A 25,309-nucleotide genomic window follows, 5' to 3' on the forward strand; every position below is an offset into this window, starting at 1 on the left:
CGTCACTTCCCAATGCAGAATTCCCCGAAGACGGCATCCAGCACCGCCTCCACCCCCACCTGGCCGGTGATGCGGCCCAGGGCCCGCAGCGCCGCCCGCAGCGTCTCCGCCCGTAACTCCGGCAAAGGCGCCGCCGTCAGCTCCTCGAGCCAGCCCACCGCCTCCTCCAGCGCCGCCCGGTGGCGCGGGCGGGTCAGCACCGCCGCATCCGCCGTGCCGGCCAGTTCCGAGGCGGCCGCGGCCAGCCTCTCCTGCAACGCCGCCAGCCCCGCCCCGGTGCGGGCGGAGACCGCCAGCGGCACCGCGCCGCCGATTGCGGCCGGCGCCGGGGCCAGATCCACCTTGTTCGCCAGCACCAGCGTGCCGGGCCGCACCCAGGCCAGGGTTTCCGCATCCGGCGGCCGGTCCGCGGCGAAGACGGCCAGCACGAGATCCGCCTCCTCCGCCCGCCGCCGCGCCCGGCGCACCCCTTCGGCCTCGATCTCGTCCGTCGCCTCGCGCAGCCCGGCCGTGTCGGCCAGCGTCACCGGCACTCCGGCCAGGGCCAGCCGTACCTCCACCACATCCCGCGTGGTGCCGGCCCGGGCGGAGACGATCGCCGCCTCCCGCCCCGCCAGCGCATTCAGCAGCGAGGATTTCCCGGCATTGGGCGCGCCGAGGATGGCCACCAGCAGCCCCTCCCGCAGCCTCTCGCCCCGGCCGCCATCGGCCAGATGCGATGCGATCTCCGCCCGCAGCGCCGCCGCATCGCGCGCCACGGTATCATCCAGATCGGCGGGAAGGTCCTCATCCTCGAATTCGATGAAGGCCTCCTGCCGCGCCAGCAGCGCCGTCAGCCGCCGTGCCCAGCCGCCATAGAGCGTGGCCAGCGCGCCGCCCGCCTGGCGCAGCGCCTGGCGCAGCTGCGCCTCGGTCTCGGCGGCGATGAGGTCGGCGATGCCCTCCGCCGCGGTCAGGTCCATGCGGCCGTTCAGGAAGGCGCGGCGGGTGAACTCGCCCGGCTCCGCGGGGCGGGCGCCGGCGGCCACCAGCGCCTCCGCCACCCCGGCCAGCACCGCCGGCCCGCCATGCAGATGCAGCTCCGCGCTGTCCTCGCCAGTGTAGCTGGCCGGGCTGGGGAACCAGAGCAGTAGCGCCTCGTCCAGCACCTCTCCTGTTCCGGGGTGGCGCAGCTTTCGCAGGCTCGCCCGCCGCGGTGGGGGCAGCCGCCCGGCCAGCGCCGTGACGATGCCCGCGGTGCCGGCGCCCGAGAGCCGCAGCACCGCCACCGCCGCCCGCCCGGCGCCGGAGGCCAGGGCGAAGATGGCGGGGTGTTGGATCACTTCTGCTTCGGCGGCGGTACGTCCTTTTCGGTCAGCATCAGCCGGGGCACTCTGCCGCCTTCCACCAGATGCGCCGTCAGGATCTCATCCACATCGGCCGGGCTCTCCGGCCGGTACCAGATGCCCTCGGGGTAGATCACCAGCGTCGGGCCGAATTCGCAGCGGTCCAGGCAGCCGGATTGATTCACCCGCATATCCTTCAGGCCAAGCTCTTTCGCCCTGGCCTTCATGTAGTCCTTCAGCTTCTCGCTGCCCCGCGCGGCGCAGGAGCCGCGCGGATGCCCCTCCTGCCGCCGGTTGCAGCAGACGAAGACATGGGCGCGGTAATAGGGCGGCGGATCGCCTGGCCGGGCGGCGTCGGGCATGTCTCTACTCCATCGGCCGGCAGCCGGCCTCCGCCTTCTGATGTAGCTTCGCCCAGCCGTGCCGGCCAGGGTCGCCATCCCCTGCTTGACGCCCGCCCCTGGCCGGTGTGCCATCCCCCGCCGGATGCCGCATATCTCGCTCCACACCCCGATCGGCGAACTCACCGTCTTCGAGGCGGAGGGAAGCATTGTCGCGCTCGACTGGGGCCGCGCCCAGGCGGGAGAGATCACCCCCCTGCTGCAGCGCGCCGCGGACCAGCTCCAGGATTATTTCGACGGCCTTCGCACCGGCTTCGACCTGCCCTTGGCGCCGGAAGGCACTGCCTTCCGCCGCAAGGTCTGGGCGGCGCTCACCCGCATCCCGCCGGGGCAGACCCGCTCCTACCTCGATATCGCGCGGGAGGTGGGGTGCCTGTCCCCCCGCGCCATCGGCCAGGCCAATGGCGCCAATCCCATTCCCATCCTCATCCCCTGCCACCGCGTCATCGCCCATGGCGGCGGCATCGGCGGCTATTCCGGCGGGGAGGGGCTTGCCACCAAGCGTTTCCTGCTGGCCCTTGAAGCCCGGGCCGTTTCGCAACACAACGCCGACCCATTGCCCCTCTTCGGCCGCAGCCCTCCGCCCGCGGCCGAGGGCCATTGAAGGAACCCCTCGATGAACCACGCCATCCGCGTCCATGAACATGGCGGCCCCGACAAGCTGGTGTGGGAGGAGGTGCCGCTGCCCCACCCCAAACCGGGTGAGGTGCTGGTGCGCCATGGCGCCGTCGGGCTGAACTACATCGACGTCTATTTCCGCACCGGCCTCTACAAGGCCCCTTCCATGCCGGTGACCATCGGCATGGAGGGCGCCGGCACGGTGGAAGCCGTGGGCGACGGCGTCACCGAGCTGAAGGTGGGCGATCGCGTCGCCTATGCCGGCGCCCTCGGCGCCTATGCCGAGGCGCGCAGCCTGCCGGCCGACAAGGTGGTGAAGGTGCCGGAGGGCATCGACTTCACCCAGGCCGCCGCCATGATGCTGCAGGGCATGACCGCCCAGTTCCTGGTGAAGCGCACCTATCCGGTGAAGAAGGGCGACACCATCCTGGTGCATGCCGCGGCCGGCGGCGTCGGCTCCATCCTGGTGCAATGGGCGAAGCATCTGGGCGCCACCGTCATCGGTGTGGTCTCGACGCCGGAGAAGGCGGCGCTGATCAAGTCGCTCGGCGCCGACCACGCCCTGCTGACCAGCGAGAACATCCCGGCGCGGGTGAAGGAGATCACCAGCGGCGCCATGCTGCCCGTGGTCTATGACAGCGTCGGGCGCGACACCTTCCTCACCTCGCTCGACTGCCTTCGCCCCTTCGGGCTGATGATCAGCTTCGGCAATGCCTCCGGCCCCGTCACCACGGATCTCGGCGTGCTGGCCGCCAAGGGCTCGCTCTACGTCACCCGTCCGACGCTCAACACCTACACCGCGAAGCGGGAGGATCTGGTGGCGACGGCCAATGACCTCTTCGCCGTGGTGAAGTCCGGCGCGGTGAAGATCGCGGTGAACCAGAAGGTGCCGCTGAAGGACGCCGCCCAGGCGCATGTCGCGCTGGAGGGCCGGAAGACCACCGGCAGCACCGTTCTCATGCCGTAAATCCTCCGAAAACGACGGCCGGGACCATGATTTCTTGCTACCGGAAAAATTCCGGCGAGAACTGCCCCGCGTGGCACTGCGCGGCTGCGGAGGCCCCGGATCCGCCGCCATCCCGGGGCCCGCACGGCCTGCCGCGGCCGGGCCCCGGCAGGCTTCGATAGGCGCACCGAATGGACCGGCTGCAGCAGCTCATGGTGTTCCGTCGCGTGGTGGAGACCGGGAACATCACCCGGGCCGCCCGCGACCTGAACCTCTCCCAGCCCTCCGTCTCCCGCCTGGTGGCGGAGCTGGAGCAGCGGCTGGGCGTGCCGCTGCTGCTCCGTTCCCCCCGCGGCCTGACCGTGACCGATGCCGGCGCCGCCTTCCATGCCGAGGCGGTGCGCATCATCGATGCGCTGGACGAGGCGGAGGCCAGCGTCCGCGGCGCGCAATCCGGCCTCTCCGGCACCGTCCGCATTACCTGCATCAGCGCCTTCTTCGATGCGGCGGTGATGGGCTGGCTGAGCGATTTCCTGCTGGCCAATCCGAACCTTGTGGTGGAGGCGCATCTCAGCCCCAACGTCATCGACCTGGTGGAGCAGGGGATCGATCTTGCCATCCGCTTCGGCGAGCTGCGGCACCAGTCGCTGATCGCCCGCAAGATCGGGCGGTTGGACTTCGCCTTCTATGCCTCCCCCGGCTACCTGGCGAAGGCCGGGGTGCCGGAGACGCCGGAAGCGCTCGCGGGGCACAGCTTCTGCTCCCTGCTGATCGGCGGCCGGCCGTGGGAGGAGGTGCAGCTCGAAGGGCCGGGGGGTGAATCCGTCACGGTGAACACGCCGAGCCGCTTCCGGGCTGACAACCTCATCAGCCTGATCAAGGCGACGTTGGACGGCTTCGGCATTTCCCTCCTCACGCCCTGGGCCGCCATCCCTCATGTCGACTCCGGCGCCATCGTGCCCGTCCTGCCGGGCTGGCGGAGCGAGCCGCATGACGTGCATGTCGCCTGGCCTTCCACCCGCGCCATGCCGCGGCGAGTGCGGGCGGTGCTGGACGTGCTGGTGAAGAAGGCGGCGGAGGATCCGCGGATGAGGGCGCGGTAGAGCAGCCTACGACCTAATGGATCACGGCGTGGTCCATCAGGTCGTAGGCTGCTCTGGATATCGCTCTAGCCAGGGGCTCTGCCCCTTGGCGGCAGTGCCGGCCTGCCGGGGCGAGAGCCTGGCCCGAGGCTTGCCCGGAGCGGTCGCGACCGATGGCCGCCGGACGGGTCAGCCCGGCGCCAGCAGGTAGCGGTAGCGATAGGCTGCGCGCAGGCCGAGGCTCTCCTGCAACGCGATCGAGGGTGCGTTGGTCGTGGCCACCTGGGCCGTCAGCACCTCCGCGCCGCGGGCCGCGGCCCAATGGGCGGCGGCGCGGATCAGCCGGGCGGCGAGGCCGCGGCGGCGGAATTCCGGGCGGGTGACGAGGTCGAAGAAGCCGCAGAAGGGGCCCTCCGCCACGGCGAAGAGGCAGGCGGCGTCCACCCCCTCCTCCCGCAGCAGCAGCCAAGCGCCGGCGGCGGCCAGCAGATCCGGGTTGCGCAGCTTCTCCGCCTGGCGGGCGGGCACCTGGTACTCGGCCGTGGCCACCATCGCCATCCAGGCCTCGCTCGGCCCGCCCTCGTCCCGCACCGCCGCATCCGGCGCCGCGACCGGCGCCAGCGGGCCGGCCATCACCAGGCTCTCCTCCGTCTCCACATAGCCGCGCGCCCGCAGGAAGGGGTCCAGCCCGGCGGGGTCCAGCGGCGTGCAGCGGAAGCGCGGCCGCAGCCCCATGGTGGCGAAGCATTGTTCCACCCGCGCCACCACGCCCGGCAGCTCCGCCAGCGGCGCGGGGTCCAGGGCGCTGGCGGCATTGCCGCGCCCGGTGCCGCCGAGGAAGCCCTTCACCACGAAGGGGCCGATGAAGGCCTGGCGTGGTGCCGGCAGGGCGGTCAGGCAGAAGCGCTCCAGCGCCAGGATGTCGTACCCCATCGGGCCCCCGCGAAGCTGCGTGGCCGCGCCGGCGCGGCCGAAGCCGCGCTCATAGAAGCCAGGCAACGCCGCGCCAAGCCCGCATGGCGTTGCCGTGTCAGGCCTCCGGCCCGAAGGGGAGGGGCTGCGGCTTCGCCCAGAAGCGGCCGGTGGCGCCGTAGGGCTCCGCCATCTTCTCCCACCGCCCGGTGGTGCGCATGAAGTCGATGGCGGTGTTCATGAACTCCACCAAGTCCTGGTTGCCGCGCTTGATGGCCCGGTTGATCGGCAACACGTTGTAGGGGGCGCTGCCGAAGAGAGCGACCACGGCGGGCTGCGCCGCGGCGAAGCGCCGCGCCTGCCACGCATCCTCCACGCCGACGCGGTCGGCACCATGCTGGGTGATGACGCCGCTGACGCCGGAGACGCGCCATCTGACCGACGCGAGGCGATCCGCCATGAAGCCGGGCGCCGGAGTGGGGATCACTCGGCGCTGGGCGAAGGGCTGCGTTCAGGCAGACTCTCCGGTGCGGTGCTGGACGCGTTCGACCCGGAGCCGCTGCCAAGAAGCGATCCGCTGTGGCAGGTTCCGAACCGGATCATCGCGCCGCATTGCTCCTCGAACGACCTGGACAACGGCATGCCGCTGACGCTGGATTTGATGATGAGCAACCTGGCGCGGTTCCTGGCAGGGAAGAAGCTGAAGAACGCGGTCGATCCCGAAACCGGCTATCGACAGGGCGGCAGGCGATGGACGTCCCGGTGGCGATCTTCCACCCGCGCCACGACAAGGCGGTGCAGAAGCCCCTGTTGCAGGCGGAGACATTGCTGGTCTGGCGCTACATCTCGGACGCCTTCTACAAGCGCCGGGACATCGCGCTGGAGGAGGATATCATCGCTCCCGACCGGCAGCAGAAGGGGGTGAACCCGCCCTGCTGCCTGCCGGGCCGCTTCTCCCTCCGCGAGCCGCTGGTCCACGCCACCGACAATTGGGCGCTGGACCGCGTGCTGGATCCCGCCTGATGCGGGGGCGAGATCATTCCCGCCGGCGCACCCTGGTCCGGCATCGTCAAGCGCGGCCAGATGCTGCGCATCACCGACCTGCATGGCAGGCAGGCGGTGGATTTCCTCTGCTACAATGCCGAGGACAAGCTGGAACGCTACCACGCGCCGAACAGCATGAAGGCGGCGGGCAGCATCTTCCTCACCACGGGGCACGTTCTTTATTCCGACATCGCCCGGCCGATCTTCACCATCATCGAGGATCAGTTCGGCGGGCATGACACGATCGGCGGCTGCTGCTCCACGCCCTCCAACCGCATGCTCTATGGCGTGGAGAACTGCCCGGGCTGCCGGGAGAATTTCCTGACGGCGCTGGCCTGCGACGGCCTCGGCCGGCGCGACATCGTGCCCAACGTCAGCTTCTTCATGCGGGTGCCGGCGGACCGGGATGGCGGGGCGGCCATTGCCCTCGGCGTCTCGCCGCCCGGCTGCCAGGTGGCGCTGCGGGCGGAGATGGATGCGCTGGCCGTCATCTCCAACTGCCCGCAAATCAACAACCCCTGCAACGGCTACAATCCGACGCCCATCCGCGTGCAGATCGAGGATTGAATGCCATGGAGATCATCCCCACCCGCCGCGGCAAGGCCGTCTTCCTGAAACGGGGCCAATCCATCCGCATCATCAACACCCATTGGCGAGCAGGTGGTGGATAGCTGGGCCTTCACCGCTGGCATGCTGACCGAATTCATGTCCATGGCGCCTACCCGCGCCACGCTGCTGAAGCTGCAGCCGCAGCGGGGCGACGGGCTGTCCACCAACCGCCGCCGCCGCATCCTGACGATGACCGAGGACACCAGCCGCGGCGACCACGCACGCCGATGGCCGCATGCGACAGCGAGCGCTACATCCTGCCGGGCGTGAAGGAGTACCACGACAATTGCACGGACAATCCCTTCGCAGTCATGCAGCCGCTGGGGCTGACGCCGCCGGAATGCCCGGCGCCGCTCAACCTCTTCATGGACATCCCCTGGACGCCGAGCGGCGGCCTCTCCTTCGACCGCCGACGACGAAGCCGGGCGACTACGTGACCTTGCGGACGGAGCTGGACCGCATCGTCGCCATGTCCTTGCCAGCAGGAATCCTGCCGATCAACGGCAAGGCCGGTAAGCCGACCGAGGCCCAATACGAGGTCATAGGATGAGCGACCGCCCGCGCTGCCACTGGGCGCGCGACCCCTTCCACCACGCCTATCACGACGAGGAATGGGGCGTGCCGCAGCATGACGACCGCATGCTGTTCGAGATGCTGACCCTGGAAGGCGCGCAGGCCGGCCTTTCCTGGCGCACCATCCTGGGCAAGCGCCAGGGTTACCGGGACTGCTTCGCGGGCTTCGATCCGGAAGTGGTCGCCGGCTTCGACGCGGCGAAGGTGGAGGCACTGGTGCAGGAGCCGCGCATTGTCCGGCATCGCGGCAAGATCGAGAGCACCATCACCAACGCCCGCGCCTTCCTGGAGGTGCAGCGGGAATTCGGCAGCTTCGACGCCTTCCTCTGGGCCTTCGTGGATGGCAGGCCAGTGGTGACGCGGCGCGCCGCCGGAGATCCCATCCCGGCCCGCACCGAGCTTTCCGACCGTGTCAGCAAGGCGCTGGTGAAGCGCGGCTTCCGCTTCGTCGGCAGCACCATCATCTATGCCTATCTGCAGGCGGTCGGCGTGGTGGATGACCACAGCGCCGAATGCTTCAGGGCGTCACAGGCCTAGATAGACCTTCCGCACCAGCTCGTTGTCCTGCAGGGCTGCGGCGGAGTCGCCCTGGAAGGCCAGATGGCCATGGACGATGACATAACCTCGGTCGGCGATGCGCACCGCCTGGTGGAAATTCTGCTCCGCCATCAGCACGGTGAGGCCAAGCCGCGCCTTCATCTCCGCGATCATCTCCATGGTGCGGGAGACGAGGATGGGGGCGAGGCCGACCGAGGGCTCATCCACCAGCAGGATCTGCGGCGCGGTCATCAGCGCGCGGCCGAGCGCCACCATCTGCTGCTCCCCGCCGCTCATGCTGCCGACGAGCTGGGCGCGGCGTTCGGCCAGGCGCGGGAACATGTCGTAGCAGAGCTCGAGGTTCCGCCCCAGCGCGGCGCGCGCCGCCTGGCGGTAGGCGCCGAGCTGCAGGTTCTGCTCCACCGTCAGGCGGGGGAAGAGCCGGCGGCCTTCCGGGACCAGCGCGATGCCAAGCTCGACGATCGCCTCGGGCGAGAGGCCGATCAGCTCATGCGTCACGCCGTCCAGCGTCGCGCGGATGCTGCCGCGGGTGGGCCGCACCTGGCCCATGATGCTGCGCATCAGCGTCGTCTTGCCATTGCCGTTGGTGCCGAGCAGCACCACCGTCTCCCCCGCCGGCACGGTGAGCGAGACGTCCTCCAGCACCCGCACGGCGCCATAGCCGGCATCGATGCCCGAGATTTCGAGGCTACTGCTTGCCAAGATAGGCGCCCTCCACCTCCGGCATCGCCAGCACCTCCCGCGGCGCGCCATCGGCGATCTTGCGGCCGGCGACGAAGACGATGAGGCGTTCGGAGAATTCCGTCACCGCGCGCATGATGTGCTCGATCATGATCACCGCCGTGCCGGCCGCGTTCAGCCGCAGCAGCAGGGCGAGGATCTGGTCCACCTCGGCATGGGAGAGCCCGGCCATCGCCTCGTCGGCGATGAGCAATTGCGGGTGCAGAGCGATGGCACGGGCGAGTTCCAGGCGGCGCTGCTCCACCTGGGTCAGCTCGCGTGGCAGCTTCGTTGCCTTCGCCGCCAGCTCCACCTGCTCCAGGCAGGCCATGGCGCGTTCCGTGGCCTCCGCGGCATGGCCGCCGAACAGCAGCGGCACGCGCACATTCTCCAGCACCGTCAGGCTGCCGAAGGGCTGGGGGAGCTGGAAGGTGCGGGCCAGGCCGCGGCGGGCGCGGGCATGCGGCTTCAGCCCGTCCAGCTTCGCGCCCGCCAGGGTCACGCTGCCATCATGTTGGGCGAAGTCGCCGCTGATGCAGTTGACGAAGGTGGATTTGCCGGAGCCGTTGGGGCCGATCAGCCCCAGCCGCTCGCCCGGCCGCAGCACCAGATCCACCTCCGCCAGGGCGACGAAGCCGCCGAAGCGCTTGCCGACCTTCTCCGCCCGCAGCAGCGGCGCGGGGTCCGTGGCTTGCAGCGCCGCGCTCATGCCCGCCTCCGGAACCAGCCGATGATGCCGCGCGGGAAGAGCGCGACGAAGATCACCAGCATCCAACCGACGATCCAAAGGTTGAGGGCGGAGGAGATGGTGACCGTGGCCGCCTGCTGCAGCCCGCCCAGGAGCACCGCCCCGATCACCGGCCCCAGCCAGCTTCCGGCGCCCCCGATCAGCGGCATGGCAATGGCATTCACCGCATAGGCCAGGCTGAAGGCCGCCTCGGGGTTCAGATAGCCGGAATAGTAGGGCAGGGGGGCGCCGGCCACGCCCATCAGCACGCCGCAGAGCGTGGTCGCGATCAACTTCAGCCGCAGCGTCGGCACGCCCACCGCCTCCGCCGCGCGTTCATTGTCGCGGATCGCCTGCAACCCGCGGCCGAGGCGCGAGAGCTCCACCGTCCGGCTGATGCCGACGGCAAGGATCGCCAGCATCAGCATGACGACGAACATGTACTCGCCATAGCTGACGAAGGGCGGCACCTCCCGCGGCCGGACGATATAGGCGCCGCGAGAGCCGCCAACATAGTCCCAGTTCACGATCAGCGTCTGCAGCACCACGGCCAGGCAGAGCGTGGCGATGGAGAAGAACACGCCACGCAGCCGCAGGGTCAGGTAGCCGGTGCCGAGGCCGAGCAGCCCCGTGACGAACCCTGCCGCGACGATGCCCGGCAGCAGATCCAGCCCGAAGGCCTTGCGCAGCGCGATGGCGGTGTAGGCGCCGGCGGCCATGAAGCCGGCGGCGCCGAAATTCACATAGCCCGCATAGCCGCCCAGGATGTTCCAGGCGCTGGAGAGCACGATGTATTGCAGGATGAAGTAGCCGGCGAAGTAGCCGTACTCATTCCCGATCAGCCGCAGCCCCACCACCAGCGCGGCGCCGAGCAGCACCGCGCCCAGCCAGAACAGCGCGTGGTGCGGCGAGGGCGCCAGCAGCTTCGGCGCCGCGCGTGGTGCGCCGAGGCCGACCGCGGCCTCGACGCCGCGCTCGCCCGCCGCGCTCATGCCATCCTCCCGAACAGGCCCTGTGGCCGGAAGGCCAGCACCAGCAGCAGCCAGCCGAAGGCGACGGCGGGGGACCAGGAGGGGCCGTAGAAGGTCGCCGTCACATTCTCCACCACGCCGAAGAGCAGCGCGGCGGTGAGGCAGCCCGGCAGGCTGGCCATGCCGCCCATGATGCAGATGGCGAAGACGCGGCCGATGAAGATCTGGCCGGAGGAGGGATCCACCGGCTGCACCACCACCAGCGCCCCGCCGGCGATGGAGGCGAGCGCGACGGAGAGGCCGAAGGCGAGCCGCTTGATCCGTACCGGGTTCACCGCCATCAGCCTGAGCGCTTCCGCATCCTGCGCCACGGCGGCCACCGCCAGGCCGGTGAAGCTGCGCTTCAGGTAGAGGTGCAGCGCCCCCAGCGCTGCCAGGGCCAGCAGCGCCGGCGCCAGCATGCGCAGCGGCAGGTCGATCTCCCCGATCCGCCAGGTGATGAAGGCATAGGGCGGATCGAGGAAGCGCTGCTCCGGCCCGAAGGCCATCACCAGCCCGACCTCGATGATGAACATGACGCCGAAGAAGAAGGCGAGGCCCTGCAGCGCCTCCTCCCCCCGCTTTTCAAAGAAGTGGTGATAGACCCCGTAGATGAGGATGCCGAGCAGGTAGAAGAGCGGCGCCTGCAGCACCGCGACCAGCAGCGGGTCGAGGCCGAGCGCGGTGCCGATCAGCACCACGCTGAAGGCGCCCATCACCATCAGCGCCGGATGCGCGATGTTGACGATGTCCAGCATGCCGAAGGAGACGGCGAGGCCGGTGGCGGCGGCGGCGTAGAGGCCACCCAGCAGCAGGCCGCTGACGATGCCGTTCAGCAGCAGGACGAGATCGGGGTCCATCCCGCCACCTCAGCCCGCGGCGCCGTAGGGCGTGCGGAGGGAGCCGGATTTCAGGCTGGCGGGCGCCAGGATCACCTTGGCGCCGGGGCGCTTGTAGCGCTCCAGCTCGTTGTCGGTGATGCCCTGGAACTGGACGAAGAGGTTGCGCGGCTCTGCCCATTCGCCGAGGGCGCTGAAGCGGAACTTGCCCACGATGGTGTCGAATTCCTGGGCGTGCATGTCGGCCGCCATCGCCGCCTGGTCGATCTTGCCGATCCGGGTCAGCGTCTGCTCCAGGGTCTGCATCTGGGCATAGGCGTAGGGCGGGATGTAATTGCCCAGCAGGTCGGTCTGCTCGCGCGGCGCCAGCTCCCGGTATTTCTGCAGGAAGGTGGCGACGCCGGGGAAGTCCATCGTCGGCTCGGGCGAATAGACGTCCCAGGTGACGAGGTTGTTCAGCAGCGGGCCGAACTGGCTCTGGAAGCTGGCGAGCTGGGGGCCGACCAGGCCGCCGCCGAAGATCGCGGGGGTGAAGCGCAGCTCATTCGCCGCGCGCACCAGGCCGGAGGAATCCGGCGGGTAGGAGGCGATGAAGACAAGGTCCGGCCGCCCGGACTGCATGGCGCGGATGATCGGGGTGAAATCCACCGTGCTCGGCGGGTAGGAGCGGTCATAGACGATGCGGATGCCGCGCTTCTTCGCGTGGTAGCGCGCGCTTTCGGCGGCCTTCTGGGCGAATTCATTGTCCACGGCGGCGATCGCGATGCTGCGCGGCGGCGCCGGCAGCATGGCCGCCACCTCGAAATAGCCGGTGGCGTAGGTCTCCTTCATGTTGTCGCCGACGACGTTCACGTTGAAGTGGCGGTCGTATTTGAACGCCTCGTTCACCCCGGCGCCGAAGATGGTCAGGAAGGTCACGTTGCGCTGCATCACCACCGGCATGGCGGGGGCGATCATCGCCGTGGCGTAGGGGGAGGTGACGATGTCCACCTTATCCACGTCCAGCAGCTTGGTGTAGATGCCGGGGACGAGCCCGGGCTGGGTCTGGTCGTCATAGAACACCAGCTGCACCGGGCGGCCGAGGATGCCGCCGCGCGCATTCACCTCCTGTGCCCAGATCTGGTAGGCCAGCAGCGTGGCGCGGCCATTGCCGGCGAGGCCGCCGGAGAGCGCCATGGCAAAGCCGATGCGGATGGGGTTGGCGGATTGCGCAAGGGCGGGAAACACCCCCGCCACCTGCCCCGCCCCGGCGATCGCGGCGGCCAGCGAAAGGCGGCCGAATTGGCGCCGCGTGAGATGGTCCATGCCTGTCTCCTCCCCATGGTTCTTCGCATCCGGCCTTGGACAGGGAGGGCGGCATCTGTCGCGCCGCCTCTCCCGCCGGATGCCCGCTATTCGGCAGCGGGCAGTATCTGCGAGGGATCGGCGCCGACCCGCCCGCCCGTCTCCCCGGCCGCGCGGCGGGAGAGGCGGAAATCGTAGCGCAGGCTCGGCAGGTCGGGCCGCGGCGTGCCGGGCACGCCCATCGCCGCCTCCACCACCAGGGAGGAGCTGACGCCGAACACCGTGTCGCTGTCCACATTCGGGTCGTCGGCGAAGTAGAGCGCCGTCACCAGCTCCCGATGCCCCTCGGCCGCCACCAGCACATGGATATGCGCCGGGCGCTTGCCGTGGCGGTTCTGGCGGTGGACGAAGGCGCCGACCGGCCCGTCCATCGGGATGGAATAGCCGATGGGCTTCACCGTCCGCAGGTGGTAGCGGCCTTCCGCATCCGCCTGGAAGCGGCCGCGCATGTCCATCACCGTCGCGTCATTCGCCTGCAGGTCGTAGAGCCCCTCGGCATCGGTCTGCCAGACATCGATCCAGGCATTGGGCAGCGGCCGTCCCGCGGCATCGGTGATCTGGCCGAACAGGCAGATCTCCTCGCCCCCGGTCTTGTGCACGGCGATGCTGCCGCCGAGCGGGAAGACTGGCGCCTTGTCCCGGAAGAAGGGGCCGAGCAGGCTGGTCTCCGTCCCCGCCGTCTCGCGCCCCTCCGCGTCATGCATCAGGTTCACCAGGCGGGAGAGGCCGAGCACGTCCGACAGCAGGATGAATTCCTGGCGATAGGGCGTGCAGGCTTGGCCGACGGCGGTGAGGAAGGCGATGCCGGCGAGCCATTCGTCCGGCGTCAGCTTCACCTCCTGCGCGAAGCCGTGCAGGTGGCGGACGGCGGCGGCGGTCACTTCGCGCAGCCGGGCATCCGGCGTGTGCGCCATCTGCGCCAGGACTTCCTTCAGCAAGCCCTGCGGATCGAGATCCTGCATCACGCTCACTCCCTGCATGCGGTCCCGGACCGGAGGATTTTCCGACACGATGCGCGGGGTGCAGGGCTGCGGTCAATCGCCATGCTTCACCTGTGGTCAGGCGCGCTTCGCTACCACCCAGCCAATGCCCCCCTGCGCCGCCGCCTGCTGGCCATGCTGCCTTTCCTGCCGGCGCGGCGGGCCCTGGCCAGGCCGTAACACCCCGAATGGCGCCTGTTCCGCCAGCGCTTCCCGGCGCCGGAGGGGCGGGTGGACAGCGGCCATGGCGGCGTCTCCCATGCCGAGGAGCAGGGCTAGAGCAGATCGCCGTAGGGCGGCATCGCCCGAAGGCGTGACTCTGCTCTGCAAACAAAGACTTAGAGCGTTTTCGGTGAACGCATGTAAACCGAAAACGCTCTAGGGGCTGCTGGCGGCGGCCGATCCCGGCCTGCCGGCCTGGCTACCGGCGGAGGCGTGGAAGGATTCACCCTTCCCTAGCAATTCCTCCTGTAGCGGTGCCGGTCGGTCGGGTGCGGGACATCCACATGCAGAGGGCGAATGACGACGGCGACGTCGCGCGGCTGGTCCAGGCCTTCGGGATAGGGGGCTTCCGCTACCGGAGCTTCGGCAACCCCCCGACGCGGCCCGCGGCGCCGGCGCTGACGACGCAGGCGGCGGCCTCCGGCGCAGCCCTGCCCGGGATGGCGCTGGCGGCGCCTGACTTCGCGCAGATGGCGCCGCCGCGGGAGATGCCCGCACCGGCTGGGCCGGCAGCCTGGCCCGTGGCTGCGCCGCCGATGCGCATGACGCGGAGGCCTGCCTCGCCGGCCATGGCGCCTGTCATCGGGCCCGCGCCGGCGCCGGCCGGCGCCCCGGCCCCCCATGCGACGCCGGACCATGCCATGGTGCCGCCCGGCTTCGGGATGGCCCCGCCCCCCAATCTGCTGCCCGTTGCGCCTTGTGGCGATGCGCCGTTCTTCGCCATGGCGCCCGCACCCCCGCACGGCCCGGTGCCGCCCGCCCATCCGCGGACAGCCCATGCTGCGATGCCGCCCGCGCCCCCGCCCGGCCAGTTACCGCCAACCTACGCCCCGGCTGCCTCCCTTTTTGCCCCGGCGCTGCCGCAGGCCGCGCCTGTCCATGCTGCCTTCATTCCGGCCCCGCTGCCCGCCGCGGCGGCAGCCTTCGCTGCGTCGCCCCTGCCGCGCTTCCGCCTGCTGCAGCAAGTTTCAGGCGGACCGCCGGAGGCAGCGCCCACCCCACCCCCGCCCGGCCCCGCCGCGCGGCAGCCGGCCTTCGCCCTGGTGGCCGGCGCCCGCACCGCCGAAGGCGTGGGGGCCTGATGCCGCTCATCTGCATCGCCTCGCCCAAGGGCGGCGTTGGCAAGACCAGCATCGCCGCCAACCTGGCCCATGCCCTGGCCCGCACCGGCCGCCAGGTGCTGGCGATGGATCTCGACCCGCAGAACGCCCTGCGCCTGCATTTCGGCATCCCGCTGGAGGATGGCGCCGGTTTCCTCGCCGCCCTGCCCCAGCGCCCGGACTGGCGGGAGGCGGCGCGCCACGTCGCGCCCGGGCTGCGCCTGCTGCCGCACGGCATGGTGGACCTGCACCAGGCCCTGGCGCTGGACGCGGCGCTGGAGCGCGACCCGGAGCTGCTCGCCACGCCGCTCGCCTCCATGCTGGCGGAGCCCGGGCTGCTGGTCATCGCCGACCTGCCGCCCGGCCCCTCCCGCGCCCTGGCCGCGCTGGTGCCGCAGGCGGCGCTGGTGCTGGTGGCGCTGCTGGCGGATGGCGGCAGCGTCGCGCAGCTCCCCGCCTTGCGGAGTGGCCGCTTCCTCGGCAACGGCACCCTCGGCAGCCTTCTCGCGGCCCGGCTGCGGGTGGTGGTGAACGAGGTGGAGGCCGCCTCCCACCTCGCCTGCGAGGTGGCACGCGCCATGGCGGACACGCTGGGGCAGCGGCTGATCGGCGCCATCGCCCGCGACCCCGCGATGGCGGAGGCGCTGGCCTGCCAGACCCTGCTGGCGGAGTATGCGCCGGGCTGCCGCGCGGCGGAGGATATCGCCACCATCGCCCGCATCCTGGACCGCGCCTTGCCGGCCCCCGTCGCCACGGCACCGGCGCCACCCACCCTTGCCGCGCTCTGGGGCGCCAATTGGAGCGCGGCGCCATGACCGCGTTGCCCCGCTTCCTGCCCTGCACATGCGCCATCCGCTGGCGGCCGGGCAAGGGGGCGGGCTGCTGGCGCGCATCCTCTTCGTGCCCCCGGACGCGGTGCGGCAGGGGCTCCACTGGTGAAGCGTAGCCAGGGAAGGCTTGCCTCCACCGTCCTCGCCCTGCCCGCCTCACCGTCACGCCGCGCCGCCTGCATTGCGATGGGCCGAGGCCGCCGAATGCGACGGCGCGCTGCAAGGCAGCAGCAGGTGTGGCCGGCCTGCCAGTGCGGATTGGCGAGCGGCGGCGTGCCGAAGTCGAGGCCTGTCGCGCCCCTGTCTGCTGCCCGAAGGCCGGTTCCGCAGCGCCGTCCACACGGTCTGTACCGGCAACACGATTCGGTCAGCCACCGGGCCAGCGCGGGTTGCAATTCGGCCGGAATGTCAGGTGCTTGGCCGGTCACCGCAGGGCGCGCCGCCAGGGCGGCCGGACCAGGGCGGAAACCAGCCGGGAGCCTCGGCGATTGGGCGGGCGAAGGAGAAACGCCATGTCCCGATTACCCGCCCTTGCCCTGCTGCTGCTGACGCCGGCCTGCGCCTATGTGGAGCGGCCGGTGGAACCCCGGCCCGTCGCCTATTCCGCCCCGGCCTATGCGGCGGCGCCCGGCTATGCCGTCCCGCCCTCGGGCTATGCCGCGCCGCCCGCCTACACCGTGGCGCCCGCGCCCGCCGTACCCCCGAGCAGCTACTGCGCCGAGGCCGTGGCGGAAGCGCAGAATGCCGCGGCACGCGCTGCCTATACCGGATCCTCGCTGGATGCCGGCCGTGCCAACCGCACCGCGGACTACGCCGTGCGCGATTGCCGCTGAGACAGGCCGGGGCTGCCGGCGCCCTCGCGGCCGGCGCCGGCGGCAGCAATGCGTGCGCCGCGTGACGGACCGCACGGTGTCCGCTGCCGCCTCAGACCGAGCGCAGGATACCAAGGCGCGCCACCCATTCCGGCTTTCCGCCAGCCGCCGGCCCTGCCAATCGCATTGCGCCTGACGCCATACGCGGTTGCCGCCGCGACAGGCCGGGCCGCCGGCCAGGCACCGCGTGGCGGGCCGGCGCGGCGCCCGTCGCCGCCTCAGCCCGGTCGCCAGGAAATGGTGAAGAGCCACTGCGTCAGCCGCTCACGCACCACCGCATCCACCACCGCATCCAGCGCCGCCGCGCCCTCCTCCAGGCTGCCTTCTGGCGGCAGGGCAACGGGCGGCAGGAAATGGGTGCGGAAGCGGGTGCCCGGCAGCCGCTCCACGAAGCCCGGCACGATGGCGCAGCCCGTCAGCCGCGCCAGCCGCACGGCATAGGGGATGTTGCCCTCGGTGCGCGGGCCGCGGCCGAGGGAGGGGCCGCGCACCACGCCGCCGATATAGTCGTCCATCCAGAAGAGCAGCGTCTCCTGCCGCCCCTCCAGCACGCGGATGGCCGGCCGCCCGGCGCCGCGATCGGCGCGGATCATCCGCCCGCCGCCGCGGAGCCGGATATCGGTGATGACCTGCTCGCGGAAATCGCTGGGCTGCCGGGTGGCGACGCCGACCGGGCGCAGGCCGAGCTTCGCGAGGGTCAGCCCCAGCACCTCCGGATTGCCGAGATGCAGCCCGGCGAGCAGTAGCGGCCCGGCGGTGCGGGCGGCGCGCAGATGCGCCTCCCCCACCACCTCCACCCGCCCTTCCTCCCAGAAGCGGAGGATGCGGGACATCTCGGCGAAGCTGGCGGCGATGTTGCCCCAGCTCTCGGCCGTCGCGGCCTCCGGGTCCAGGTCCGGGCGCAGGGCGCGGAAGGTGGCCATCGCCCGTTCCTGCAGATGCGGGTAGAGGCGCGGCACCACGCCGCGCGCCAGCCCGGCGCCGATCCGCGTCACCGTCTCGCTCGGCAGCAGCTTCAGCGGATGGAACAGCGCCCGCTCCAGCCCGGCGGCGAGCAGCGCCCTCATCCGGCGCGTTCCGGCAGCATGGGCAGCGTCTCGCCCGGCCGCAGCGTCAGCCGCGCCACCGGGAAGACCTTCGCTCCCGGCGCCAGGCGCGGGGCGAAGCGCTGGCCGAGCGTCGCCAGCACGATCGCCGCCTCCGCCATGGCGAAATGCGCGCCGGTGCAGACCCGCGGCCCGAGGCTGAAGGGCACATAGGCGTGGCGCGGCCGCGGCGGGGCGCCGGGCAGGAAGCGGTCCGGCAGGAAGGCATCCGGCCTCTCCCACAGCGCCTTGTGCCGATGCAGCAGCCAGGGCACCACCATGACCAGCCCGCCCTGCGGCAGGGTCCTGCCGCCCAGCACCACCTCCCGCTGCGCCTCCCGCGCCAGGACGGGGATGGGCGGGTAGAGGCGGAGCGTCTCCTCCACCACCGCGCGGGCGAAGGGCAGCTTCGGCAGATCCTCGAATCCCGCCGGGCGGCCGCCGAGCACCGCCCGCGCCTCCGCCCGCAGCCGGTCGGCGCTGCGACGGTCCTGGCTCAGCAGGTACCAGCACCAGGCCATGGTGGAGGCGGTGGTCTCATGCCCCGCCAGGAAGAGCGTCGCCGCCTCGTTGCGGAAGGCGGTGCGGGACATGGGCTGGCCGCTGCCGGCCAGCTCCGCCTCCGCCATGGCGCGGATCAGGCTCGGCTCGCTCTCCGGGGCGGAGAGCGCGGCCTCGATCATCGCCTCCAGCACGTCGTGGATGCGGCGGACCTCCGGCCGCAGCCGCCAGCCCTGCAGCCGGTGCAGCCAGGGCGGCGCGCCGATCAGGGCCAGCAGCCCGCCGGCGCTGACCTTGCGCTGATAGGCGGCGAAGGCGGAGACGACCTGGCCCGCCCGCGCCTCCCCCAGCGCCCGGCCGAAGACGCTGCGGCAGATCACCTCCGCCGCCAGGGCGCCCATCTCCGCCAGCATGTCGAAGGGCTGCGCCGGATCTCGTGCCGCCCAGGCGGCGGCGCGTTCCGCCACCGCCTCGGTCATCACCGGGGCGAGGTCGGCGATGCGGGAGGCATGGGTGACGGGCGCCACGACGCGGCGGCGGTCCTTCCAGACCAGCCCGTCGGAGATGATGAGCCCGTCGCCCACCAGCGGCTCCAGCGCATGGCGCTGCTGCGGCGATTTGCGCTCGAAGGCCTCGGCCTGGCGGATGAAGGCGTCCTGCACCGTCTCCGGGCTGTTGCAGATGAGGATGCGGCGGCCGAGCAGGGCGGTGGCGATGAGCGGCTCGGTGAACTGCCGTTCATGCCACACTTCCAGCATGTTCCGGCGCAGCCGCCGCACCAGCTCCGGCAGGGGCAGGCGGCTGCGGGGCCGGTCCGGATAGGGCGGGGTGAAGACCCCGTCCCGCGCCACGGGGTGGGGGAGGGCAGCCTTCCGCCGCGCCCCCGCTGCTGCGTCAGCCACGCTGCACCCGGAGCGGACCACGGTCCCCCGCCTCCCGCCCGGCGGGGATGCTTTCCGCGCCAGCGGCGGCAAGGCGCCGGGCGAGGCAGGGCCCGGATCCGGCGCTGGCGCCGGTGACGATCATGGCAGGCTCCTTCTCTCTGGCATGATGCCTGGGAACGCTTCACAAAGCCGCCGTGCGGCGTCGTGACACCCACGGCTTTGCCCAATTTCCGGGACCTTGCACAGGCGTCCCCGGCCCGGCCGCGGCAGGACACGGGGCGGCCGCCGCTTCGATAGGAGGGCAAAGGTTAACCCGGGGGGGTTGAATTAGCTTACAAGATGTCCATCTTGGGCCGCGCTGGCCGGCGCAGGAGACCCCCGGGGGGAGGGGCGCACTCCACCACATGCGGAGCTTGTCGAGCCAGACCTTCCGAAGCGCAGCGCAGGCTGCCGGTCCGCCCCTCAAGGGTGCCGCGCCTTGCGTTGCTATTGGCCTTGAGGAGGCTGCAACTTGCCCAGCCGGATCGGCGCGCGCCATCTGCGATGCGTCCTGTCATCTCTCTCCCTGTTCTGGATCGCGGTGGCCCTGGCGGCGCCGGCCCGGAGCGAGCCTGCCCAGACGGAGATCCTGATCCGGTTGGATGAGCGGCAGCAGCGCGCCGCCGGCATCGACACGGTGGCCGCCCAGGCGGAGGCCGGCACCACTCCGACCAGCCTGCCCGGGACGGTCAGCGTGCCGCCGCGCCAGCTTCGCGTCGTCGCCGCGCCGGCGGCGGGGCTGCTGGAAGCCGTGCTGGTGGCGCCGAATGAGCCGGTGCGGGAAGGCCAGCCCATCGCCCGGCTGCGCAGCACGGAGCTGCTGGAGGCGCAGCGCCTCTACCTCCAGGCGCTCTCCGCCGAGCGCCTGGCGGCGGAGCGGCTGCGGCGGGACGAGCAGCTCTTCCGCGAGCGCATCATCGCCGAGCGGCGGCTGATCACGACCCGCGCCGACCACGACTTCGCCCGCACCAGCCTGCAGGAGCGCGAGCAATTCCTCGCTTTGGTCGGCATGTCCGACGCGGCGATCGCCGAGCTGAAGGCGCAGCGCCGCATGGCCCCGGCGCTGACCATCACCGCCCCGGTCGAGGGCGTGGTGCTGGAGACCAACGTTTCCGCCGGGGAACGGGTGGCGCCGGCCGCGCCGCTCTTCAGCATCGCGGAGCTGAAGCCGCTCTGGATCACCTTGCAGGTGCCGCTCTCCCAGGCGGTGGCGGTGGAGACCGGCACAAGGGTGAACGTGCCCGGCACGCCGGCGCAGGGGGAGGTGGTGCGGCTCGGCCGCAGCGTGGATGCGGTGACGCAGAGCATCGCCGCGGTGGTGGAGGTGGAGGACGGCGCCGAGGCGCTGCGGCCGGGCCAGGTGGTGACGGCGAGCGTGGCGCTGCGCCCGAACGGCACGCCGCAATGGCGGCTGCCCGCCGGCTCCGTGGTGCGGCATGCCGGCCGCTCCTGGGTGTTCGTCCGCACCCAGGAAGGCTTCCGCGCCCGGCCGGTGACGGTGGTGGCGGAAAGCGGCAGCGCCGTCACCATCCGCGCCCATCTGGGGCCGGAGGACCAGGTGGCGACGCGCGGCATCCTCGCCCTGCTGGCCGAACTCTCCAACCTCTACGGGGGCTGACCGCATGCTCGGACGCATCGTGGACCTGGCGCTCCGGCAGCGCCTGCTGGCCCTGCTCGCGACCATCGGGCTGATTGCCTGGGGCGTGGATGCCTATCGCCGCCTGCCGATCGACGCCTTCCCGGATGTCTCCCCCACCCAGGTGCTGGTGGCCATGCAGGCGCCCGGCCTGCCGCCGGAGGAGCTGGAGGCGCAGGTCACCAACCCGGTCGAGGTGGCGATGAAGGGCATCCCCAACCTCGTCAACATCCGCTCCGTCACCCGCTACTCCACCACGCTGATGACCTTCGAATTCGCGCCGGGGACGGACATCTACTGGGCGCGCACCCAGGTGGACCAGCGGCTGGACGACCTGGAGGAGCAATTCCCGGACGGCGTCTCGGGTGGCCTTGCGCCCGTCGTCACGCCGCTCGGCGAGATGCTGATGTTCACGCTGGAAGGCGGCGCCATCTCGCCCATGCAGCGCCGCACCATCCTCGACTGGGTGATCCGGCCGCAGCTCCGCGGCCTGCCCGGCATCGCGGACGTCAACACCCTCGGGGGCTTCGTCCGCACCTATGAGGTGGCGCCGGACCCGGCCGCCATGGCGGCGCGCGGCATCACCACCGCCATGCTGGCCGAGGCGCTGGGCGAGAACAACCGCAATGACGGCGCCGGCCGCGTCAGGGATGGCGAGGAGGCGCTGCTGGTCCGCGCCGAGGGCCGCATCCGCACCATCGAGGACATCCGCAGCATCGTCGTCGCGGCGCACCCTACCGGCATCGTCCGCGTCTCCGACATCGCCGATGTGCGCTTCGGCGCGCTGGCGCGGAACGGGGTGGTGACGCGGAACGGGGAGGGCGAGGCGGTCTGGGGCATCGTGCTTGGCCTGCGCGGCGCCAATGCCAAGACGGTCGTCGGCGGCGCCAAGGCGAAGCTGGCGCAGATCCAGGAGACGCTGCCGGAAGGCGTGCGGATCGAGATCTTCTACGACCGGAACGAGCTGATCGAGGCCGCGGTCTGGACCGTGCAGCGCGTGCTGCTGGAAGCCATCGCCCTGGTCGCCGTGCTGCTCATCCTCTTCCTCGGCAACCTGCGCGCCGCCATCGTCGTCGCGCTCTCCCTGCCGCTCGCCGTGCTCGCCACCTTCGGCGTCATGCGGGCCACCGGCATCTCGGCCAATATCATGTCGCTCGGCGGCCTCGCCATCGCCATCGGCCTGCTGGTGGACTGCGCCGTGGTGGTGGTGGAGAACGCCACCCACCGGCTGGGCGAGATGGAGGGGCGGCAGGACTACCGGGCGCGCATGCACGTCACCGGCCAGGCGGTGCGGGAGGTGGCGGTGCCGCTGGTCTCCGGCGTCGTCATCATCGTCACCGTCTTCCTTCCCCTGCTCTCGTTGCAGGGGCTGGAGGGGCGGCTTTTCGCACCCGTGGCGCTGACCATCGCCTTCGCGCTCTGCGCCGCGCTGCTGCTCTCCCTCACCGTGGTGCCGGCGCTGGCCGCCACGGTGCTGAAGGCCGGCGGCCACCAGCGGGACCCCTGGCTGGTGCGGCTGCTCCACCGGATCTATGACCCCTTCCTCGGCTGGGCCATGCGCAACCCGTGGAAGGTGGCGGGCAGCGCCGTGCTCGGCCTGGTCATCGCCGGCCTGCTCTTCACCCGCATCGGCTCCACCTTCATGCCGGTGATGGATGAGGGGACGCCGGTCATCACCCTGCGCAAGCATCCCACCGTCAGCGTGGAGGCGGCCGCCTCCACCGACCTGCTGATCCAGCAGCAGCTCCTCGCCGAAGTGCCGGAGGTGCGGGGCATCATGGGCCGCGCGGGCGCCGATGAGCTCGGCATCGATCCGGTCGGGCTCAATGACAGCGACCTGTTCCTTACCATCGCTCCGCGGAAGGAATGGCGGGAGCCGAAGAACCCGGATTTCGTCGTGGAACGGGTGCGCGAGGTGCTCGACCGCATCCCCGGCGTCTCCTACGCCATCAACCAGCCCATCGACATGCGGGTGCAGGAGATGATCATCGGCGCCCGCGGCGACGTCGTGGTGAAGGTGTTCGGCTTCGGCATCCCGGAGCTGAACCGCATCGCGCGCGAGGTCGAGGGCATCATCAAGGGCATCCATGGCAGCGCCGATGTCTTCGCGCTGCGCAACGAGGGGATGAAGTACCTGAAGGTGGAGATCGACCGCTTCGCCGCCGGCCGCCTCGGGCTGAATGTGCGGGAGGTGCAGCAGGCGCTGCGCGTCTGGGTCGATGGAAGGGAGGTCGGCCTGGTGCTGGAGCAGGAGCGGCGCATCCCGCTGATCCTGCGCGGCGAGGGCAGCCTCCGTCGTTCCGCCGCCGACCTCGCCCGCGTCATCCTCGCTTTGCCGGGCGGGCGCACCGTCGCCCTTTCCCAGGTCGCGCACATCACGGAAGAGGAGGGGCCGATCCAGGTGATACGGGAAGGCACGCAGCGCTACGCCACCATTCTCGCCAATGTCCGCGGCCGGGATCTGGTGGGCTTCGTCGCGGAAGCCCGGGCGGCGGTGGCCGAACGGGTGAACCTGCCGGCCGGCTACCGGCTGGAATGGGGCGGGCAGTTCGAGAACCAGCAGCGCGCCTCCGCCCGCCTCGCCGTGGTGGTGCCCATCGCGCTCGCGCTGATCTTCCTGCTGCTCTACTTCACCTTCAACTCCGCGCGGCAGGCGGCGCTGGTCTTCTGCAACGTGCCCTTCGCAGCCATCGGCGGCGTCATCGCGCTGTATCTCTCCGGGGAGTTCCTCTCGGTGCCCGCCTCGGTCGGCTTCATCGCGCTGATCGGCATCGCGGTGCTGAACGGCGTGGTGCTGGTCTCCACCATCAACCGGCTGATCGCCGAGGAAGGCCTGGCACTGCGCCAGGCGGTGATGGAGGGCGCCAAGCGACGGATGACGCCGGTGATCCTGACCGCAACCATCGCCGCCTTCGGCCTCGTTCCCTTCCTCTTCGCCGAGGGTCCAGGGGCGGAGATCCAGCGGCCGCTCGCCGTCGTCGTCATCGGCGGGCTGGTGACGGCGACGATCCTGACGCTGGTGCTGCTGCCGATCCTCTACAACCGCTTCGCCCTGCCCCGTGCGGCGCGGGAGAAGCCGATGCCGGCCACCCAGCCGGCGGTGGCGGAGTGACGCGCATGCGCTGGCTGGTTCTGCCCCTGCTGTTCGCCACCGCACCCGTCGCACTGTCTCCGGCGCTGGCGCAGCAGACGCCGCTCTCGCCGCGCCCGCTCGGCGTGCCGCCTGCGGTCAACCCGCCGCCGCCGCCCGTTGCCAGCCCCCCGGTGCGGCCCGGCCCGGCGGCGCGCGCCGTCCCCGCCCCGGTCGCCGCCGGCCTGGCGCAGGATCTGGAGGCGGCGCTCGAGATCGACGCCGTGGCCCGTGGCCTTGCCGCGCAGCGGGATGCGGTGCGGGCGCGGGATGCGCAGGTCCGCTCCCCCATCGCCGGCAGCCCGGCCATCGGCGGCAGCTTCCGCGCCGACACGCGCGGCGTGAACCGGGCGCGGGAATGGGATGTGGAGATCGGCGCGCCGCTCTGGCTGCCGGGCCAGCGCAGCGCCCTGGCGGGCACGGTGGAGGCCGGGGTGGCCGAGCAGGCGCGGCGCCTGGCGCTGCGTCGGCTGGAAGTCGCCGCCCTGCTGCGCGACGCCTATTGGGCGGTGGGGCTGGCGGAGGCGGAGCTGGCCGTGGCACGGGACCGGCTGGCCACCGCCCGCGACGTGGCGCGGGATCTCGACCGCCGCGCCGCGCTCGGCGACATCTCCGCCACCGATGCGCTGCTCGGCCGCAACGAGGTGCTTTCGGCGGAGCTGGAGCTGGCCCGGGCGGAGGCGGCGCGGGAGACCGCCCGCGCCGCCTATGCCACGCTGACCGGGGGCAGCGTCACGGCGCTGGCCGGCATCCGGCCCGAGGCACCGGCCCGCAGCGCCGAGGACCATCCCGCCCTGGTTGCGGCGGAAGCGGCCCTGGCCACGGCGGAAGCCCAGTCCCGGCTGGTTGCGGCGACGCCGATCGACAATCCGGAAGTCGGTCTCTTCACCCGCCGCCAGGGCGGCAACCTGACGGAAGATGGCTATTCCTTCGGCATCCGCCTGCGCGTGCCGCTGCCGACCGATGCCCGCAACACGCCCCGCCGGGCGGAGGCCGAGGCGGGGCGGACCAGGGCGAGCGCCGACCTCGCCCAGGCGCGCCGCACGGTGCAGGGGGAGATCGCGCTGGCGCGGGTGGCGCTGAATGCGGCGGAGGCGGAACGGCGGCTGGCGGCGCAGCGGAAGGCGGTGGCGGACCAGCAGCTCGCCGCCTCGCGCGCTGCCTTCCGGGCCGGCGAGATCGGCGCCTTCGACCTGTTCCGCGTGCGGCAGCTGCAGATCGAGGCGCAGGCCGCCGATGCCCGGGCGGTGGTGGCGGCGGGCCGCGCCCGCTCCCGCCTCAACCAGGCGATGGGTGCGGTCCCCGGCGGCTGAGCCGCCGGG

The 25,309-nt window shown here is 71.7% G+C and carries 27 protein-coding genes and 1 pseudogene; 15 read left to right on the forward strand and 13 right to left on the reverse strand.

Going from position 1 to position 25,309, the window contains the following annotated elements; genetic code table 11:
• Nucleotides 1-2 precede the first annotated feature (2 nt).
• Together mnmE and NJ376_RS03795 are read right to left on the reverse strand one after the other, a co-directional pair.
• Complete coding sequence (gene mnmE / locus NJ376_RS03790; protein WP_370287842.1) at nt 3-1,319, reverse strand: tRNA uridine-5-carboxymethylaminomethyl(34) synthesis GTPase MnmE; 1,317 nt, start codon at nt 1,317-1,319, stop codon at nt 3-5.
• Nucleotides 1,319-1,687 (reverse strand): (2Fe-2S) ferredoxin domain-containing protein, encoded by a 369-nt coding sequence (locus NJ376_RS03795; RefSeq protein WP_252951896.1) that lies wholly within the window; start codon nt 1,685-1,687, stop codon nt 1,319-1,321. Before NJ376_RS03795 ends, mnmE begins: the two co-directional genes overlap by 1 nt.
• Nucleotides 1,688-1,811: 124 nt before the next feature.
• Between NJ376_RS03795 and NJ376_RS03800 the strand changes: the two genes are divergently transcribed.
• The 3 genes from NJ376_RS03800 (at nt 1,812) to NJ376_RS03810 (ending at nt 4,393) form a co-directional block, all read left to right on the forward strand.
• Nucleotides 1,812-2,330: a methylated-DNA--[protein]-cysteine S-methyltransferase gene (locus tag NJ376_RS03800; RefSeq protein WP_252951897.1), complete on the forward strand. Its 519-nt coding sequence runs from the start codon at nt 1,812-1,814 to the stop codon at nt 2,328-2,330.
• Between the two features lie 12 nt (nt 2,331-2,342).
• A complete protein-coding gene (locus tag NJ376_RS03805) occupies nt 2,343-3,311 on the forward strand; it encodes a quinone oxidoreductase family protein (protein WP_252951898.1) in 969 nt (322 codons plus the stop codon).
• Nucleotides 3,312-3,481: 170 nt separating this feature from the next.
• The gene (locus NJ376_RS03810) at nt 3,482-4,393 is read left to right on the forward strand and encodes a LysR family transcriptional regulator (protein WP_252951899.1); all 912 of its coding nucleotides are present in this window, start codon (nt 3,482-3,484) and stop codon (nt 4,391-4,393) included.
• Between the two features lie 168 nt (nt 4,394-4,561).
• On the opposite strand, the gene NJ376_RS03815 is transcribed toward NJ376_RS03810, so the two are convergent.
• Complete coding sequence (locus tag NJ376_RS03815) at nt 4,562-5,371, reverse strand: GNAT family N-acetyltransferase (protein WP_252951900.1); 810 nt, start codon at nt 5,369-5,371, stop codon at nt 4,562-4,564.
• A 31-nt stretch (nt 5,372-5,402) separates the two neighbouring features.
• Entirely contained in the window at nt 5,403-5,744 is a 342-nt protein-coding gene (locus tag NJ376_RS03820) for a type 2 periplasmic-binding domain-containing protein (RefSeq protein WP_252951901.1), read from the reverse strand.
• On the opposite strand from NJ376_RS03820, the pseudogene NJ376_RS29135 reads away from it, so the two are divergent.
• Nucleotides 5,679-5,843: pseudogene (locus NJ376_RS29135) on the forward strand (hypothetical protein); the annotation flags it as partial. The gene NJ376_RS03820 and the pseudogene NJ376_RS29135 overlap by 66 nt on opposite strands.
• Here the strand turns inward: NJ376_RS29135 and NJ376_RS03825 are convergent.
• On the reverse strand, nt 5,768-5,956 hold the full coding sequence (locus tag NJ376_RS03825) for a hypothetical protein (protein ID WP_252951902.1): 189 nt from the start codon (nt 5,954-5,956) through the stop codon (nt 5,768-5,770). The pseudogene NJ376_RS29135 and the gene NJ376_RS03825 overlap by 76 nt on opposite strands.
• A gap of 78 nt (nt 5,957-6,034) precedes the next feature.
• Here NJ376_RS03825 and NJ376_RS03830 point away from each other — a divergent pair, with 78 nt between their 5' ends.
• The 6 genes from NJ376_RS03830 to NJ376_RS03850 all read left to right on the forward strand — a co-directional run bounded on the left by NJ376_RS03830 (nt 6,035) and on the right by NJ376_RS03850 (nt 8,047).
• Entirely contained in the window at nt 6,035-6,307 is a 273-nt protein-coding gene (locus tag NJ376_RS03830; RefSeq protein ID WP_252951903.1) for an SRPBCC family protein, read from the forward strand.
• Nucleotides 6,308-6,322: 15 nt separating this feature from the next.
• Complete coding sequence (locus tag NJ376_RS03835) at nt 6,323-6,895, forward strand: DUF1989 domain-containing protein (protein WP_370287844.1); 573 nt, start codon at nt 6,323-6,325, stop codon at nt 6,893-6,895.
• A gap of 5 nt (nt 6,896-6,900) precedes the next feature.
• The gene (locus NJ376_RS03840; RefSeq protein WP_252951905.1) at nt 6,901-6,999 is read left to right on the forward strand and encodes an urea carboxylase-associated family protein; all 99 of its coding nucleotides are present in this window, start codon (nt 6,901-6,903) and stop codon (nt 6,997-6,999) included.
• A 34-nt stretch (nt 7,000-7,033) separates the two neighbouring features.
• Nucleotides 7,034-7,207 carry a hypothetical protein gene (locus tag NJ376_RS29140; RefSeq protein WP_370287846.1) on the forward strand — a complete coding sequence of 58 codons (174 nt, stop codon included), beginning with the start codon at nt 7,034-7,036 and terminating at the stop codon, nt 7,205-7,207.
• Nucleotides 7,165-7,374, forward strand: coding sequence for a DUF1989 domain-containing protein (locus tag NJ376_RS03845; protein ID WP_252951906.1), 210 nt, complete (start codon nt 7,165-7,167; stop codon nt 7,372-7,374). Before NJ376_RS29140 ends, NJ376_RS03845 begins: the two co-directional genes overlap by 43 nt.
• A 109-nt stretch (nt 7,375-7,483) precedes the next feature.
• Entirely contained in the window at nt 7,484-8,047 is a 564-nt protein-coding gene (locus NJ376_RS03850) for a DNA-3-methyladenine glycosylase I (protein ID WP_252951907.1), read from the forward strand.
• Here the strand turns inward: NJ376_RS03850 and NJ376_RS03855 are convergent.
• The 6 genes from NJ376_RS03855 to NJ376_RS03880 all read right to left on the reverse strand — a co-directional run bounded on the left by NJ376_RS03855 (nt 8,036) and on the right by NJ376_RS03880 (nt 13,670).
• A complete protein-coding gene (locus NJ376_RS03855; protein WP_256476131.1) occupies nt 8,036-8,770 on the reverse strand; it encodes an ABC transporter ATP-binding protein in 735 nt (244 codons plus the stop codon). The genes NJ376_RS03850 and NJ376_RS03855 overlap by 12 nt on opposite strands.
• A complete protein-coding gene (locus NJ376_RS03860; RefSeq protein ID WP_252951908.1) occupies nt 8,757-9,497 on the reverse strand; it encodes an ABC transporter ATP-binding protein in 741 nt (246 codons plus the stop codon). Before NJ376_RS03860 ends, NJ376_RS03855 begins: the two co-directional genes overlap by 14 nt.
• Nucleotides 9,494-10,507, reverse strand: a complete 1,014-nt coding sequence (locus NJ376_RS03865; RefSeq protein WP_252951909.1) for a branched-chain amino acid ABC transporter permease — start codon at nt 10,505-10,507, stop codon at nt 9,494-9,496. The genes NJ376_RS03860 and NJ376_RS03865 overlap by 4 nt, the downstream gene beginning before the upstream one ends.
• Complete coding sequence (locus NJ376_RS03870; protein ID WP_252951910.1) at nt 10,504-11,385, reverse strand: branched-chain amino acid ABC transporter permease; 882 nt, start codon at nt 11,383-11,385, stop codon at nt 10,504-10,506. The genes NJ376_RS03865 and NJ376_RS03870 overlap by 4 nt, the downstream gene beginning before the upstream one ends.
• A gap of 9 nt (nt 11,386-11,394) precedes the next feature.
• Entirely contained in the window at nt 11,395-12,669 is a 1,275-nt protein-coding gene (locus NJ376_RS03875) for an amino acid ABC transporter substrate-binding protein (protein ID WP_252951911.1), read from the reverse strand.
• Between the two features lie 86 nt (nt 12,670-12,755).
• On the reverse strand, nt 12,756-13,670 hold the full coding sequence (locus tag NJ376_RS03880) for a dioxygenase family protein (RefSeq protein WP_252951912.1): 915 nt from the start codon (nt 13,668-13,670) through the stop codon (nt 12,756-12,758).
• Nucleotides 13,671-14,991: 1,321 nt separating this feature from the next.
• On the opposite strand from NJ376_RS03880, the gene bcsQ reads away from it, so the two are divergent.
• Nucleotides 14,992-15,825: a cellulose biosynthesis protein BcsQ gene (gene bcsQ / locus NJ376_RS03885; RefSeq protein WP_252951913.1), complete on the forward strand. Its 834-nt coding sequence runs from the start codon at nt 14,992-14,994 to the stop codon at nt 15,823-15,825.
• A 527-nt stretch (nt 15,826-16,352) separates the two neighbouring features.
• The gene (locus tag NJ376_RS03890; protein ID WP_252951914.1) at nt 16,353-16,673 is read left to right on the forward strand and encodes a hypothetical protein; all 321 of its coding nucleotides are present in this window, start codon (nt 16,353-16,355) and stop codon (nt 16,671-16,673) included.
• A 257-nt stretch (nt 16,674-16,930) separates the two neighbouring features.
• On the opposite strand, the gene NJ376_RS03895 is transcribed toward NJ376_RS03890, so the two are convergent.
• Both NJ376_RS03895 and NJ376_RS03900 read right to left on the reverse strand, forming a co-directional pair.
• Nucleotides 16,931-17,779 carry a lysophospholipid acyltransferase family protein gene (locus NJ376_RS03895; RefSeq protein ID WP_252951915.1) on the reverse strand — a complete coding sequence of 283 codons (849 nt, stop codon included), beginning with the start codon at nt 17,777-17,779 and terminating at the stop codon, nt 16,931-16,933.
• Nucleotides 17,776-19,200, reverse strand: coding sequence for a cytochrome P450 (locus NJ376_RS03900; RefSeq protein WP_252951916.1), 1,425 nt, complete (start codon nt 19,198-19,200; stop codon nt 17,776-17,778). Before NJ376_RS03900 ends, NJ376_RS03895 begins: the two co-directional genes overlap by 4 nt.
• A 493-nt stretch (nt 19,201-19,693) precedes the next feature.
• Between NJ376_RS03900 and NJ376_RS03905 the strand changes: the two genes are divergently transcribed.
• From NJ376_RS03905 to NJ376_RS03915, 3 genes are read left to right on the forward strand one after another with little or no spacing between them, the layout of a single operon-like run.
• Nucleotides 19,694-20,839, forward strand: a complete 1,146-nt coding sequence (locus NJ376_RS03905; RefSeq protein WP_252951917.1) for an efflux RND transporter periplasmic adaptor subunit — start codon at nt 19,694-19,696, stop codon at nt 20,837-20,839.
• Between the two features lie 4 nt (nt 20,840-20,843).
• Nucleotides 20,844-23,969 carry an efflux RND transporter permease subunit gene (locus tag NJ376_RS03910; RefSeq protein ID WP_252951918.1) on the forward strand — a complete coding sequence of 1,042 codons (3,126 nt, stop codon included), beginning with the start codon at nt 20,844-20,846 and terminating at the stop codon, nt 23,967-23,969.
• Nucleotides 23,970-23,974: 5 nt separating this feature from the next.
• Nucleotides 23,975-25,300, forward strand: a complete 1,326-nt coding sequence (locus tag NJ376_RS03915; protein ID WP_252951919.1) for a TolC family protein — start codon at nt 23,975-23,977, stop codon at nt 25,298-25,300.
• Nucleotides 25,301-25,309 lie beyond the last annotated feature (9 nt).

The sequence above is a fragment of the Siccirubricoccus soli genome (assembly GCF_024178315.1).
GTDB lineage: Bacteria > Pseudomonadota > Alphaproteobacteria > Acetobacterales > Acetobacteraceae > Siccirubricoccus > Siccirubricoccus soli.

Coding starts and splice junctions, on each gene's coding strand:
- NJ376_RS03915 (WP_252951919.1), top strand. CDS start 23,975: ATGCGCTGGCTGGTTCTGCCCCTGCTGTTCGCCACCGCACCCGTCGCA.
- NJ376_RS03795 (WP_252951896.1), bottom strand. CDS start 1,687: ATGCCCGACGCCGCCCGGCCAGGCGATCCGCCGCCCTATTACCGCGCC.
- NJ376_RS03845 (WP_252951906.1), top strand. CDS start 7,165: ATGGCCGCATGCGACAGCGAGCGCTACATCCTGCCGGGCGTGAAGGAG.
- NJ376_RS03865 (WP_252951909.1), bottom strand. CDS start 10,507: ATGAGCGCGGCGGGCGAGCGCGGCGTCGAGGCCGCGGTCGGCCTCGGC.
- NJ376_RS03810 (WP_252951899.1), top strand. CDS start 3,482: ATGGACCGGCTGCAGCAGCTCATGGTGTTCCGTCGCGTGGTGGAGACC.
- bcsQ (WP_252951913.1), top strand. CDS start 14,992: ATGCCGCTCATCTGCATCGCCTCGCCCAAGGGCGGCGTTGGCAAGACC.
- NJ376_RS03840 (WP_252951905.1), top strand. CDS start 6,901: ATGGAGATCATCCCCACCCGCCGCGGCAAGGCCGTCTTCCTGAAACGG.
- NJ376_RS03860 (WP_252951908.1), bottom strand. CDS start 9,497: ATGAGCGCGGCGCTGCAAGCCACGGACCCCGCGCCGCTGCTGCGGGCG.
- NJ376_RS03890 (WP_252951914.1), top strand. CDS start 16,353: ATGTCCCGATTACCCGCCCTTGCCCTGCTGCTGCTGACGCCGGCCTGC.
- NJ376_RS03910 (WP_252951918.1), top strand. CDS start 20,844: ATGCTCGGACGCATCGTGGACCTGGCGCTCCGGCAGCGCCTGCTGGCC.
- NJ376_RS03805 (WP_252951898.1), top strand. CDS start 2,343: ATGAACCACGCCATCCGCGTCCATGAACATGGCGGCCCCGACAAGCTG.
- NJ376_RS03870 (WP_252951910.1), bottom strand. CDS start 11,385: ATGGACCCCGATCTCGTCCTGCTGCTGAACGGCATCGTCAGCGGCCTG.
- NJ376_RS03875 (WP_252951911.1), bottom strand. CDS start 12,669: ATGGACCATCTCACGCGGCGCCAATTCGGCCGCCTTTCGCTGGCCGCC.
- NJ376_RS03830 (WP_252951903.1), top strand. CDS start 6,035: ATGGACGTCCCGGTGGCGATCTTCCACCCGCGCCACGACAAGGCGGTG.
- NJ376_RS03820 (WP_252951901.1), bottom strand. CDS start 5,744: ATGGCGGATCGCCTCGCGTCGGTCAGATGGCGCGTCTCCGGCGTCAGC.
- NJ376_RS03800 (WP_252951897.1), top strand. CDS start 1,812: ATGCCGCATATCTCGCTCCACACCCCGATCGGCGAACTCACCGTCTTC.
- NJ376_RS03880 (WP_252951912.1), bottom strand. CDS start 13,670: ATGCAGGATCTCGATCCGCAGGGCTTGCTGAAGGAAGTCCTGGCGCAG.
- NJ376_RS03850 (WP_252951907.1), top strand. CDS start 7,484: ATGAGCGACCGCCCGCGCTGCCACTGGGCGCGCGACCCCTTCCACCAC.
- NJ376_RS29140 (WP_370287846.1), top strand. CDS start 7,034: ATGTCCATGGCGCCTACCCGCGCCACGCTGCTGAAGCTGCAGCCGCAG.
- NJ376_RS03895 (WP_252951915.1), bottom strand. CDS start 17,779: ATGAGGGCGCTGCTCGCCGCCGGGCTGGAGCGGGCGCTGTTCCATCCG.